This is a genomic window from Pseudothermotoga elfii DSM 9442 = NBRC 107921, assembly GCF_000504085.1.
Classification (GTDB): Bacteria; Thermotogota; Thermotogae; order Thermotogales; family DSM-5069; genus Pseudothermotoga_B; species Pseudothermotoga_B elfii.
Map to the genome: position 1 here is coordinate 1 of NC_022792.1, position 13447 is coordinate 13447.

A 13447-nucleotide genomic window follows, 5' to 3' on the forward strand; every position below is an offset into this window, starting at 1 on the left:
ATGAAAAGCGAGATAATAGAATCTTTAAAATCAAAACTTAACCGCCGGGTGTGGGAAAGCTGGTTTGGAACCTTTGATGTGAAAGAAATTGGTCCAGACTATGTAGTTTTTCAGGTTGGAAATCTTTTCATCAGAGAGTGGCTCGAGAAAAAATACGGCTCCCTGATATCTAAAACCTTGCGAGAGTTGTTTGGAAAGCCGATGGATTTTCGAATAGAACACGCCTCAGCAAAGACAGAGGAAAAATTAGATTCCAATGAAGATGAGCCACTCGTTAAAAAACGTCCTTTGATCTTGACACCTTTGAACCCAATTTTAACTTTCGAAAACTTTGTCGTTGGTCCAAACAATATGTTTGCATACAGCACATGCCTCGAGGTTGCTAAAAATCCTGGTAAATATAACCCTCTGTTCCTTCATGGTGGTGTTGGGCTTGGGAAAACGCACCTATTGCAAGCCATAGGGCATTATTTATTCAAGCACGAGCCAGATATGAGAGTAATTTATCTAACCAGTGAAAGATTTTTGAATGAACTGGTTGACTCAATAAAAAAGAACAGAGTTCAAGAATTCAGAGATAAATTCAGGAACAAAATAGACGTGTTATTACTTGACGATGTACAGTTTCTGATAGGAAAAACTGGCATTCAAACAGAGCTTTTCCACACATTCAATGAACTTTACAACGAAGGTAAGCAAATAGTTGTGTGTTCTGACAGAGATCCCCAGCAACTCGAAAAATTCCAAGACAGGCTGGTGTCGAGATTTCAAATGGGCGTGGTAACAAAAATAGAAAAGCCTGATGAAGAAACTTGTTTTAAAATAGCCCAAAAAATGGCACAGCTGGAGAATGCAGAGCTTCAGGAAGATATTTTGAAATTAATATCGAAAAACTTCTCGGATAATCTTAGAAGGCTCCGTGGCGCTCTTGTAAAACTTATAATGTATCAACAGATATCCGGTGAGAAAGTTGACCTGCAAAAAGCCTTTGAGCTGCTAGCAATACAAAATTCGTATCACAACAAATCCCTACCAGAGGAAAAACTGATGAACTCAATCTGCGAAATTTTTGGCGTCTCTCAGGAAGAAATCCTCAGTAAGAGCAGAAAAAAGGAAGTGGCTCTTGCAAGGCAGATTGGCATGTATGTCGCCAGAAATTACATGGGGTTCTCTTTAAGAAAAGTAGCTGACATGTTTAAAAGATCACATCCTACTGTCTCACACACAATACAAAAACTGGAGGAATTAACCAATAGTGGGAACATGGTTATAAAATCCCAGATAGATAGGCTGGCAAGATGTGTCACAGGTCAGATTCTGGACCAATCTGTGTAAGATCTATTTCCATCTTCAGTGGTCTGCTCATCAATTCAGATATAGCCTGATAGGGATCTTTTTTTCTAAAAAGTACGTCATAAACCTGCCTGCATATGGGCATATCTATGTGTAAAGAATCAGCCATTCTCAATAAAGGCCCTACCGTATAGACACCCTCAGCAACCATTTTCATCTGAGAAAGAATATCTTTTAGTGCCATACCTTTACCTATCATTTCTCCTACATATCTGTTCCTGCTATAAGGGCTTGTACAGGTAACAATCAAATCACCCATGCCGGCAAGCCCCATAAAAGTAAGGGGGCTCCTTGCGCCGAGGGATAATCCAAATCTTGCTATTTCCTGTAAACCTCGCGTTATCAAAGCCGCTTTTGCATTGTGCCATTGACCAAGACCATCTAATATTCCTGCTGCTATGGCTATTACGTTTTTAACCGCTCCAGATATTTCGACGCCAAGAACATCATCATTTACATAAACTCTGAAATAATCATTGCTGAAGGCCTGTTGAAATGCTTCGGTAATGCTGTTTGGACCAGCGATAACAACGCTGGTGGGCAATCTCTTTGCAACTTCCACAGCATGGCACGGGCCAGAAAGAACTAAATAATCAGCGTCTCTCCATCGCGATTTAACGATAGAACTTATTGTTCTCAATTTCTCGTCGATACCTTTTGAGAGATTCACAATAACTGCCGGTTTTCTCTCAATTTTTGCCATAGTTTCATCAACGTATTTGGTTGGCACAGCTATTACCAGATTATCTGAAAAATGAACCGCACTGGAAATATCAGATGAAGCAATTAGAGTCTCTGGAAGTCTCACGTTCGGTAAATAATCGTCGTTTGCATGATATTTGTTTATCTTGTCTGCCAATTCTTCTCTTCTTGCCCAAATTAAAACTTCGTGACCGTTCTCAACCAAAAGCTTTGCAAAAGCTGTTCCCCAACTTCCAGCACCAAGAATGGAAAACTTCAAAATCCTATCACCTCTGCTATTTTGCGCACCGAAAATTTTACAACGGGTGTTCGGTATGCAGATGCATCTGTATCGAGTTTAACGAGCCATCTATCATGAACTTTCTCTACACTGATAAAATATCTCTGCTGAAAACCTCCTTCATTTGAAACAATTCTAAGCAGGTATTCGTCCTGTGAGTAATACACTGATTTAACCACAAAAACCCCTTTTAAATGCTTGAAAATGGTATCCTTTAATCCAAGAATTTTTTCTCTATTCACATTCTCTATATGAACATGAGGCATCTCAAAACCTCCCCAGGTCCATCTCTCAACAGTAATGTGATTGATTTTCTTAGCCCGCAAAATGTAGATATCCTTACCCTGAGAAATCCACTTTTTTTCATACCTCGTACCCACAATCGTTTTATCACTTTTGCCAAATTCGATAATTTCAAAACATCCTGTTTTCAAAAGAAATGCCTTCATGTGTTCCACATACCATTTAACATCGCTGATCAACTGAAAATTACCATCCGCTTTCAAAACGGCCGCGAGTGTTTCTGTAAATCCTTGATCTGTGAACCTTTTCCCTTGATGAGACTTCTTTGGCCAGGGACATGGAAAATTGATGTATACTTCCCAAACGCTGTTGTCGGAAAAAAATTCTCTCAGGGCAAATTTTCCATCTATGCGTGATACTTTCACATTCTCTATCGATTCAGAATACAGCTTTTTTTGTATCTTTACGAGCGAAATAAGGGACGTTTCAAATCCAATAAAATTGCACCAGCTCTTCTCTTTTGCCATAGAAACAAGGAACTCGCCATTGCCAAAACCTATTTCCACAGCGAGTTCCTTATTGTTGCCAAAGATCTTTTTCCAATCTATCGGTGCTGCGTAATGACGAAGATCCAAATCATATCTCAAAAATTCGCTCATTTCCCAGCTCCTGACATCCTTTCAAGAAAATATTTTGCATGGGGCACATATTCACTATCAGGATACAAGGTAATAAATTTGCTGAACAATTGGCTTGCCATTACTATATTGCCCACCTCGTAACTACTCAATGCCATGAAATAAAAAGCATCATCTTTAAAATATATGCTGGTGTCTTTCAAAATATTAGACACATTCTCCAAAACATTGTACGCATCTTGATAATAACCAGACCTATACAGCTGGTAACCAAACAGCCAGAGTGATCTTACCAAATCAATACTTAAATTCTCAGACAATTCCAGAGAAATCGGTTTTGACCTTGCTTCACCCAAAAGCTTTATTATTTCTTCCTTCAAAGATCCCAGTTCCTGCGACTCGCCTTCTTTTATTGATTCAATTGCCAGTAGAATTTTATCGATAGACTGCGACAGCTCGTTAGATGTCTGCTCCACTTTTTCACTCAGTGTGGAAATCTCAAAATTTGAAAATGACTCGTTGATTCTCCTGAGAGACAAATCGAGTTCTTTCACGTGTGTTCTAAGTTCTTGCATTTCAGATTCAACAACATCAATTTTGCTAGATTGAGCCATGCTTTGGAATATACCAGCGAGAGAAATTGCCAATGTGAAGAGTATCGCTATCAATACAATCAGATCCATTTTTACAAAATTAGAAGCCCCGCCAGATTTCGCAATAAGCAAAGGATGAGAAGCATCAAGTTTTTTTAGAACATTTTCAAAGATTTTTGCCCTGGCTTTGTCACCTTTCCTCCTCGCGAGTTCAAGTTTTAAAGCTACAGCTTCGACTAATTCCGGATACGTTTTTGAAACAGACTCTAAAATAGCCATAGCCCCTTCAAAATTGTTCTTGTTGGCCTCTTCAAAAGCTTCCTTAACATCCTGGGAATAATCTGTTTTGACTCTTTCGTGAGCCGTTTTGTAAAGAGTGCTGTATTCATCTTTTCTTTCCTCCGACAAATTTTCGTACACCTTCAGCACTGTCTTCCAATTTCCAGAAGCAGCCTCTAACTCAAGCAACAAATGAGGATAATCGTCCTGAAACAAACTTAAAACAGCCCTTGCCCTCGAGAGCATATTTTCTTTTATCAAATCCCTTACCACCCTCTCGACTGCATCGTTCACACTCACACCTCCTCCATCGCAACTGGTATCAAATCCAGAAGTTCGCTTACTAACATCGATCCTTCCCTGTGTCTATAATGTTCCGAAGCAAGACCGTGTAGATAAACGCTGCAAATGGATGCATCTTTTTGGTTTAATCCTTGAGCAGCAAAACCGCCTATCATACCTGCAAGTATGTCTCCACTACCCGCTTTTGAAAGAGAGGTATTTCCCGTCAAATTGAAAAAAGTTTCATTTGGTGTGCTTATTATCGTGGTTGCACTTTTCAAAACAACCACCAGATTATATTTTTTCGAAAACTCTTCTGTTAAAAGATAATTGTACTTTACATCTGATAAATCTTCACCAGTCAAACGTGCAAATTCTGCAGGATGAGGTGTTAGAACAGCCGGAACCTGAATTTTTTCCAGAATATTTAGATCCCTTGCCAGACAATTCAATCCATCTGCATCTATGACAACCGGAACCTTCAAATTTTCCAAAAATTCACTTAAGAACTTTCTCACACCATCATTGCAAGTAATACCTGGACCTATAACTACTGCATCTGCATTATTTGATAGCTCCAGAGCAATTGCTACATCTTGCTCACAAAAGTGTTTTTTATCAACCACTGTTGCCACCAATCCAGGCTCTCTCTGTATTGCTACCTCATTTGCGGGAGAGCATGTTAGAAGATGAACATATCCGCAACCAACCCGCAGGGCCGACAAAGATGTCAAAACGGCTGCGCCCGGATATTCAGCAGATCCTGCTATAACAAGCAATTTTCCATAACTTCCTTTATGGGAATCAGGAAATCTCTCTGGTATCAATCGGGAAACAAGCTGCTTGGTTATTATTTGCCTTGTAAACTGTTTTGATTCTCTTAGCACTCTCGGTATACCTATGCTTGCCACCTTGAGCTGTCCACAAAGTTCTCTGCCAGGATACAAAAGATGACATGGTTTTGGTAAACCAAAAGTCACAGTTAAATCAGCTTTTACAGCTATTCCCAGTATTTTACCTGTATCCGAATCCAATCCGGACGGAATATCTATAGAAACTACGTAATTTGAATATAAGTTAATCAACTTGATCAATTCTGCTATCTGACCGCGGACCTCACCTTTAATACCTATCCCAAGAAGTGCATCAATCACAATATCACACTTTTTCATGATATCAGCAACATCATCGAGTGTTACATCAACTCCAAGTACCCTGATATCTCCACCAACACTTTTCAACCTTTTGAAATTTTCTCCAGCCTCGACAGACAATTTTTTCTCATCACCTGCAAAAACGATCGTCACATAATCTGTATAGTCAAGCAAATCTCTTGCTGCAACAAAGCCGTCTCCGCCATTATTTCCAGGTCCGCACAAAACAAGAAACGACAGATCTGACAAATTTTTGAAAACCTGTTCTATTGAGAGCACAACTGAAAGACCTGCTCGCTCCATGAGAATAGAAGAAGGAATAAAAAATTGCTCAGCAGCTAATCTATCAATCTCTTTCATCTGCTGTGACGTCACTATTTTCAAAAAATCACCCCATCCAGAAATAAAGTACTTTATAGATTTTATAATACAATTTTATTCTATACAAATACTTCTCCGCCAACGTTTTACGGGTTTCCAGCTGTGATGGTCCAACGTTGTAAGCCATCAGTGCAAGATCTATATTTTCATCATACAGCTGCATTAAATATTTCAAATAAGTTGTACCTAAGACAATATTGTCAACAGGATGATTGACATTGCTATCAATCAAATTGAACTTTTCCTTCATCCAGTCAGCCGTCCTGGGCATGACTTGCATCAAACCTATTGCACCTGCCGGAGAAATTGCGTTCTCCCTGAAATTGCTCTCAACTTTGATCAAAGCCATTATTAAAAGAGGGTCCAAAGGTTTGCTGTTCTCTCTGACAACTGAATAATACTTCACGGGAAATTGCCAATAGAAAAGCACAATAATTATCAAAAACAAAGTCAGGCAGATCAGTTTCACAAATAAAGAGCGTTCAAAAGCAAATTATCATGAACGCCGTTAGCACCTCCTTAACACAAAATTACACTGACAGAAATTTTTGAATCACAAGAATTATATATCCAGTCGGAGCCAGGAACGTTCCAAAAGGGATTCTCTTTTTTGCGATAAGTTTTCCTTTATCTCTTATTAGAGCATATATTATGCCAGATAAAGAGGCAAAGACCAGGCTGTAGAGTGAACCAGTTATTCCAAGTGACAGGCTCATCGCAGCCATCAATAAGATATCACCGCTTCCCATTCCACCTTTATACAAAAGGCTCAGAACTATCAAAAGAACTGTTACAAGACCAACAGCTACCAGATTCAATAATTCAGCACCTCTTACAATCCATAAAACGAAACTACCAGCACCTATTAATAAAAGAGTTATATCTGGGATTAACATAAATTGCAAATCGATAAGCGATAGAACTATTACAGACGATAAAATTATTGAAAGAGCAATAAATTCCAAGAAATTAGAACAGAAAATAAAATTGACAAGATAACCAACGCCATTGCAAAGCTCGACTGCAGGATATCTCAAACTTATCCTTCCGCCACAATTTCTGCATCTTCCGCCAAGTAAGATATAACTTATTAAAGGAATGTTGTCGTACCATCGAATTTTTTTACCACATAAAGGGCATATGGAATAGGCAGGTTTCACCAAACTCAAATTTTCACGCGGCAATCTGTAAATTACTGCGTTCAGGAAACTTCCAATAATGACCCCAAACACAAAACTCAGGAAATGCCACAAGAGCGCATCTCCTCCTCGGTCAGAAACTCAGAAAACAGCTCTTTTTTCCCATACAAATACCATATGTTCTGGTCTTTCATTTCCTGAATAATCTGCTTTGCCTGATCTTTTTTCCCCTGTTTTAAATACGCCAGGAACAGCAGCAATTTTAAATGTGTTTTTGTTTTTGAATCACCAAGCATCTGTGTAACAACTTCTTCAACTGTCGCATAATTCCCATGTTTTAACTGAATTCTGCTCCAGACTTCCACATCACTCATGTAAACTGGCCTGGTCTTTAAAATTCTCTGCTCCATCTCGGTTGCTTTATCTAACTTCCCAACTTTTTTATAAGCTTCTGAGAGCTCAAACATACCAAGAACGCTGTTTGAATCTATCTTCAAAAATCTTTCCAGTACCTCGCACACTCTGCTATGTGCACCCATCTTTCTGTATGCTTCAGCGAGCATGAAATAAGTGAATTTGTTATCCGGTGCATACTCTATCTCTTTTTCCCAGTAAGAAGCTGCTCTCGCATATTCACCAAGGTTGTAGTAAGCCTCGCCGAGAGAAGAATAAGCCTCTACAAGCCACGGATCAATCTCTATAGCTTTGTCAAGATATCTTATTCCCTGCTCAAAATCGCCTCTTTCGAGCATCAAAGATCCAAGAAGTTCATAAGCTGGTGCGTAATTTTTATCTATCTCAAGAATATACTTTATAACCTTGAATGATACTTCATGAAGATCCTTATCCGCATAATCAAGCGCAAGATCATACAAACCGTTCATAGTTGCATGAATAAAATTTCTCGGAGATATTTTCTTTTTTTCAAGCCATTCAACCAGTTCTTCGAAACAAACCGGGTCATAAACCACTTCATTCAGCAAAGTTACATTATTTTCGATATATTCACAATTCTCGATCTCCTTCGCAATCCACTCCTTATTAACAAAATCCTGTTTCATGAATTCCCAGTCTCCTTCGTACATTAAATCCCTGAGCATAATTACAAAAGGTGTGTCAGTTGTAATCTCAATCTGCTTTTGCTGTATTTCCAAGATAATCACCCTTTCCACTGTACCACTCCCCTGCAATATTTACTTCATCATCATTTTACATTATACCCTGATTTTTTAAAATGTGTCACTTTACATAAAACTTGCTCATATTCCTCATTTCATGAGCCGTAATCAAACCTCCAATTATTATATTCACGTAATACGTTAAAAATCTCCACAGTAACAATGTAGCGACAGTTTCAGGGCCAAAAAGAAATTTGAAAAACAGAACATATCCACTTTCTGAAACGCCCATTGCACCAGGTGTTGGCATCAGTGAGATCACCAGAAATAGCACAAGCTGAAACAAAACTGTTTCTAAATACGAACAATTGACACCTACAGACCGGGCAACAAAATAAGTTATAGAAACTCTTGCTGTCATCTGACACAGCGTTGTAAAAATAGAGAAGATAAGGAGAAAAGGACTGCCCATAGATCTGAGCATGTATTTGTTGAAAAGCTCTGTTTGTGCTATTGTTTTCTCAACAACTGCTTGTTGATGTTTTATTAATCTTAAAAAAGCCAGGGGTTTTATCAATGTCTTAACGAGCCATATAGCAAGGTTTCTATTGATGGAAAAAATCAATAAAAACATCAACACAGCTCCATTTAGGGCAAAACCAGCGAATGCAAACCAGGCAAATCTGGTTATGTTTTTTTGGAGAATGTCATATGCAGCATAAACACCAAAAATTCCCATACCGGTTGCTACCAGTTGATAAACTATAAATCTTGAAACATACAGGGCGGTAGCTTCTCCGTACTCAACACCTCTTTTGTTCATAAAGGCTATCTGGGCAGGCTGTCCCCCTGTGGAAAAAGGTGTAATTGCTGAGAAGAAGCTGCCAATGAGTGTAGATTTAAATAGATAAGTCATACTTATTTTTGTCTTATAAGAGATAGCAAAAATCTTAACTGTTATCGTTTCCAGAAACCAATCGCATATCATTAAAAACCCACCGATCGTTAACCACCCTATAGATACTCTCTTCAAAGCCCTCACAGTTGAGGATAGATCCGTGAAACCTGCGATGAATATTACTATAATAAAGCTGATAACAAGTATAATAAGGGATTTTGATAATGTGTTCTTCAACTTGTGCACCGCCCTAAGATATTTTCATAAATTTCTCTCAAGGCTCTCCCAATATTCGACAAGTCTCTTTCAAAAGCCACCTTTCTGCCTTCCCGAGAAAGTTTGTCCGAGAGATTCTTATCCACAATTAATTTTTCTATAAGTGCCTCGAAATCATCGTTCGAGTTTCCTTTTAAACAGTTAACACCGTTTTCTAACCAATCTCGGTACACGGGAATATCTCTAACGACAACAGGGCATTCACAGGAGAGCGCTTCAAGGACCACAATTCCTTCGTTTTCCTCGTAAGTTGGAAAGAAAAAAACATCTGCCGCAGAATACGCGCCAACAAGTTCTTCGCGATCCAAGAAACCAGGAAAAATGACATTTTGTGGGGGATTTTTAATCATTTCACGAACATCTCTTGGAAGAACACTTGTTATTTTCGCTCCGAGCCATACAAAGGTGTAATTTCTCATTTTACGAGCAACGGCCACAAAATCGTGTATGCCTTTTCTTTTAAATGGAAAGCCAACAGAGAGGACGATGGGTTTGCTCAAACCAAATTTTTTCAGGAATTGTTTGGCTTTTTCATCATTTTTCTTAAATATTTCTGTGTCAATTCCATTGGATAAAACTGTCCCGGGGATTTGTATACCATAACCCCTGATGATCGATTCTGTATACTTAGTTGGGAAAATCAAATAATCTGCCTTTGAATAAAGCTTTTTCAACCATTTTTGAGAAATCCGAGCATAAAAATTGCTGAAAATAAAACTATTTCGGATATCCTCAGCAGTTGTATGAACATGCCATATAACCGGTATATTCTTTTTTTTACAGTGCTCAACAACCATTCTGGAGCTGGGTCCAACCGTATTTACGTGGGCAATATCATATATATCTTCCCAATCGCAGGTATAGTCAACTCCTGCCCTCTTAAGTGCTTCTATTTGTTGTTTATATGCTGTCCCTATACCAGATTTAGATATTAACCTTGCAGCTTCGGCATACAACAGAATTCTCACACTAAATCGCCCCCAAATCAATCTGGAGCAAGTCTTGAAAAAAAACTCCTCGGGTGATAGAATTTTACCATGCATGGGTGCGTAGCTCAGAGGGAGAGCGCTTCCCTCACGAGGAAGAGGCCGCAGGTTCGATTCCTGCCGCACCCACCAGTCAGGCTATTTTTACAAGTTTCAGCCTTTCCCCATAGATTGTTTTCACCTTCTTAACTATATCCGGGTATTGTTCTTTTTTTCTCACTATTTCCTCAGCATCATTTCTTGCTCTGAAAAGAAGTTCTCTGTCCCTTATCAAATCAGCTATCTTTAATTCCGGCAATCCATGCTGCTTTAATCCGAGAATTTCTCCAGGACCTCGAAGTTTCATATCATATTCTGCTACCTCGAACCCGTTTTTAGTCATAGAAAAATACCTGAGTCTTTCCAGAGCATCATCATCAACATTTCCAACAACCAGAAAACAGTAACCCTGTTTATCTCCACGACCTATCCTTCCCCGAAGCTGATGAAGCTGTGCCAGTCCAAAACGTTCTGGATTTTCTATAATCATCACCGTTGCTCTTGGCACATCTATACCCACCTCTATTACAGTTGTTGAAATCAGAATATCGAACTCTCCCGTGGCAAACCTCTCCATTATTTTATCTTTTTCTTGCTGACTCATTTTTCCATGCAACAATCCGACTCTGAATTCCCCAAAAATCTTTTTTGACAGATATTCATGCATTCGAATGGCTGCTTTTGCTTGAATTTTGTCGGATTCTTCTATAAGTGGATAAACGATAAAAACCTGTCCTCCCTCTGCTATTTCTTTCTTCACAAATTCATACACCTGTTCTAATTTTGAAACGGAGACAAGCATAGTTTTCACATCTTTTCTACCCGGGGGCATTTCATCAATAACTGTTATATCCAGGTCCCCATATATCGTTAATGCCAGGGTTCTTGGAATAGGAGTAGCAGTCATAACAAGTGTGTCAAGCGCTTTTCCTTTACTTACAAGTGCTTCTCTCTGCTTTACGCCAAATCTGTGCTGTTCATCTATTATTACAAGTCCAAGATTGGAAAAGCTGACATCCTCCTGAATCAACGTGTGTGTACCTATAACAACCGATATTTCTCCGTCAGAAAGCATGCGCTTTATCTTTTCTTTTTCTCTTGAGCTGGTTTCACCCAAAAGAAGAGCTGTTCTGATACCCATTTCTTCAAAAGCAGGTGACATTCTTCTGTAATGCTGCATTGCAAGAATTGAAGTCGGTGCCATCACTGCCGATTGAAAACCTGCTTCAAAATTATCAACAATAGCAAGCTGTGCAACAACTGTTTTGCCACAGCCAACATCACCCTGTAGCAATCTACTCATCGGTTTATTTGACATCAAATCCGCTCTTATTTGCCTGTGTGCCTCTTTCTGAGAGTCTGTCAACTTAAAAGGCAATTTTCTCAAAAACTCTTCCGCAAGCTTACCAGGGATCTTCTTTGGCAGTCCACCAATTTCTTCAAAAGATTTTCGAGAAAGTAAAAGGGCAAACTGCATTAAAAATAATTCTTCATATGCTAATCTCTCGATCGATTTCTTAAGGTGATAGTTACTCTTTGGAAAATGTATGCCAAGAAGAGCCCTTGAAATATCCATCAATTTTCGTTTTTTCATCAACTCCTCGGGCAATTCATCTGTGTAGTGACAGACGCAGGAAATATTCTCCCTGACTATTCTTCTAATCTCTTTCTGGCTTATGCCATGGGTTAAGGGGTATATTGGAAGAATCTCAAGAACTTGTGTCCCATCCTCTGGTTCAATCTCTGGATTTACCATTTCAATACCACCAAATTGAGAATGTTTTACCAAACCAGTTGCATAAATAGTTTTATTTTTTAAAACCTGAAGGCCTTTATGGAGGTATTCCTGATTGAACCATTTCAATAAAAGCTGACTTACACCGTCGGCAAGTACAGCTGCTGTAATTGTCATAGAACCAATTTTCTTGGTTTCAACATTCACCACTTTTCCTCTTGTGGTGAGCTTTCCTTCGAAACTAATCTCCGAAATCGGAATTATTTTTCTGCGATCTTCGTAATCCCGTGGAAAGTAGAAAATCAGATCCCCAAGTGTTGATATTCCCAGTTTCTTCAAAATGGCCTCTTTTCTTGGTCCAACTCTCTTTGCATATTTAATTTCACAGCTCGGTTGTTTCATCTGCGAACAATCTGGATTTGAGATTAGATACCAATCTCTGAAACGCTCAATCATTCCCAAGGAATTTTTTACTCTTTTTATAGCTCTCTCAGGCTGCATATCGGCAACTGGTTCGATGTATTCAAATAATTGCTTAAATTTCTCGAGAATCTCCGAATTTTGCAAAACATGGTCAGCAACAAGTTCATACCGATCCTGGACTTCCTCGACCAGCTCGTTTGTACCCTTTTTTCCATGTAACACTTCAAGCAAACTTTGCTCAAGAAAATCAAGAAACTCTTCAACGAGGATAGGGTGCATCGTAAACAATGCTCTCCCAGTTTTGAAGATTAACCCAACCAGAAATTCGCATCTCGATAAGTTTCTGCAACGAGAAGAGAATGCCAGATACCACCACAAGCAATATCAAGCCAGCAATAATCATTGAACCTTTTTTCATTCTAAATATCCTATATAGGGAAGATTTCTGTACCTTTCTTCATAATCAAGCCCATAACCAACTACGAAGAGATCTCCTACTTTGAATCCAACAAAATCTATTGGTATGCCATGATCATGCTTTTGTTTCTCAATCAAAGTTACTACTTTGAGATCTGCTGGTTTGTATTTCCTCAAATATGCAAGTATGTACCTCAACGTATTACCGGTGTCGATTATATCCTCAACTACAAGGACATGCTTACCTGCAAGATCTTCATCAACCCACGATTTGACGCGTATTCTTCCTGTTGATTGAGTACCTGCATAGCTCGATACATGAACAAATGAATAGCTAATATTCATATTTATGCTCAAAACCAACTCACTGAAAAAATGTACTGAGCCCTTGAGCACGCATATAGCACTGAGCGAATCCGTTTTATCCCTGTAGTACTCTTCTATCTCTCTTCCCATTTCAGAAATTCTGCTGCGTACAGCTCCTTCATCAAACAAAATTTTTGGTAACACA

The 13447-nt window shown here is 38.9% G+C and carries 13 protein-coding genes and 1 tRNA gene; 2 read left to right on the forward strand and 12 right to left on the reverse strand.

Going from position 1 to position 13447, the window contains the following annotated elements; all coding sequences use genetic code 11:
• On the forward strand, positions 1-1335 hold the full coding sequence (gene dnaA, locus TEL01S_RS00005; RefSeq protein ID WP_012002055.1) for a chromosomal replication initiator protein DnaA: 1335 nt from the start codon (positions 1-3) through the stop codon (positions 1333-1335).
• On the opposite strand, the gene TEL01S_RS00010 is transcribed toward dnaA, so the two are convergent.
• The 9 genes from TEL01S_RS00010 to TEL01S_RS00050 form a co-directional block, all read right to left on the reverse strand.
• The gene (locus tag TEL01S_RS00010) at positions 1304-2314 is read right to left on the reverse strand and encodes an NAD(P)H-dependent glycerol-3-phosphate dehydrogenase (protein WP_012002056.1); all 1011 of its coding nucleotides are present in this window, start codon (positions 2312-2314) and stop codon (positions 1304-1306) included. The genes dnaA and TEL01S_RS00010 overlap by 32 nt on opposite strands.
• Entirely contained in the window at positions 2311-3237 is a 927-nt protein-coding gene (trmB, locus tag TEL01S_RS00015) for a tRNA (guanosine(46)-N7)-methyltransferase TrmB (protein WP_012002057.1), read from the reverse strand. The genes TEL01S_RS00010 and trmB overlap by 4 nt, the downstream gene beginning before the upstream one ends.
• Positions 3234-4382 (reverse strand): tetratricopeptide repeat protein, encoded by a 1149-nt coding sequence (locus TEL01S_RS00020; RefSeq protein ID WP_028843599.1) that lies wholly within the window; start codon positions 4380-4382, stop codon positions 3234-3236. Before TEL01S_RS00020 ends, trmB begins: the two co-directional genes overlap by 4 nt.
• Before the next feature lie 2 nt (positions 4383-4384).
• The gene (locus tag TEL01S_RS00025; RefSeq protein ID WP_309297894.1) at positions 4385-5899 is read right to left on the reverse strand and encodes an NAD(P)H-hydrate dehydratase; all 1515 of its coding nucleotides are present in this window, start codon (positions 5897-5899) and stop codon (positions 4385-4387) included.
• 13 nt (positions 5900-5912) lie between these two features.
• A complete protein-coding gene (locus tag TEL01S_RS00030; RefSeq protein ID WP_012002060.1) occupies positions 5913-6374 on the reverse strand; it encodes a lytic transglycosylase domain-containing protein in 462 nt (153 codons plus the stop codon).
• 61 nt (positions 6375-6435) lie between these two features.
• Positions 6436-7158 (reverse strand): prepilin peptidase, encoded by a 723-nt coding sequence (locus TEL01S_RS00035; protein ID WP_012002061.1) that lies wholly within the window; start codon positions 7156-7158, stop codon positions 6436-6438.
• Entirely contained in the window at positions 7143-8216 is a 1074-nt protein-coding gene (locus tag TEL01S_RS00040; RefSeq protein WP_028843598.1) for a tetratricopeptide repeat protein, read from the reverse strand. The genes TEL01S_RS00035 and TEL01S_RS00040 overlap by 16 nt, the downstream gene beginning before the upstream one ends.
• Before the next feature lie 67 nt (positions 8217-8283).
• A complete protein-coding gene (locus TEL01S_RS00045; protein WP_081706809.1) occupies positions 8284-9306 on the reverse strand; it encodes a lysylphosphatidylglycerol synthase transmembrane domain-containing protein in 1023 nt (340 codons plus the stop codon).
• Positions 9294-10304 carry a glycosyltransferase family 4 protein gene (locus tag TEL01S_RS00050; protein WP_012002064.1) on the reverse strand — a complete coding sequence of 337 codons (1011 nt, stop codon included), beginning with the start codon at positions 10302-10304 and terminating at the stop codon, positions 9294-9296. Before TEL01S_RS00050 ends, TEL01S_RS00045 begins: the two co-directional genes overlap by 13 nt.
• Positions 10305-10379: 75 nt before the next feature.
• On the opposite strand from TEL01S_RS00050, the gene TEL01S_RS00055 reads away from it, so the two are divergent.
• Positions 10380-10454: transfer RNA gene (locus TEL01S_RS00055), tRNA-Val, on the forward strand.
• A 1-nt stretch (position 10455) separates the two neighbouring features.
• Here the strand turns inward: TEL01S_RS00055 and recG are convergent.
• The 3 genes from recG to hpt are packed head-to-tail and all read right to left on the reverse strand — an operon-like array spanning position 10456 to position 13446.
• Entirely contained in the window at positions 10456-12798 is a 2343-nt protein-coding gene (recG, locus tag TEL01S_RS00060) for an ATP-dependent DNA helicase RecG (RefSeq protein ID WP_038051428.1), read from the reverse strand.
• Entirely contained in the window at positions 12779-12937 is a 159-nt protein-coding gene (locus tag TEL01S_RS10985) for a hypothetical protein (protein ID WP_154654500.1), read from the reverse strand. Before TEL01S_RS10985 ends, recG begins: the two co-directional genes overlap by 20 nt.
• Positions 12934-13446, reverse strand: a complete 513-nt coding sequence (hpt, locus tag TEL01S_RS00065; protein ID WP_012002066.1) for a hypoxanthine phosphoribosyltransferase — start codon at positions 13444-13446, stop codon at positions 12934-12936. Before hpt ends, TEL01S_RS10985 begins: the two co-directional genes overlap by 4 nt.
• Position 13447: the final 1 nt, after the last annotated feature.

Excerpts from the sequence above, each read along its gene's own strand:
- dnaA (WP_012002055.1), top strand. The coding sequence starts at position 1 with ATGAAAAGCGAGATAATAGAATCTTTAAAATCAAAACTTAACCGCCGG.
- TEL01S_RS10985 (WP_154654500.1), bottom strand. The coding sequence starts at position 12,937 with ATGAAAAAAGGTTCAATGATTATTGCTGGCTTGATATTGCTTGTGGTG.
- recG (WP_038051428.1), bottom strand. The coding sequence starts at position 12,798 with ATGCACCCTATCCTCGTTGAAGAGTTTCTTGATTTTCTTGAGCAAAGT.
- trmB (WP_012002057.1), bottom strand. The coding sequence starts at position 3,237 with ATGAGCGAATTTTTGAGATATGATTTGGATCTTCGTCATTACGCAGCA.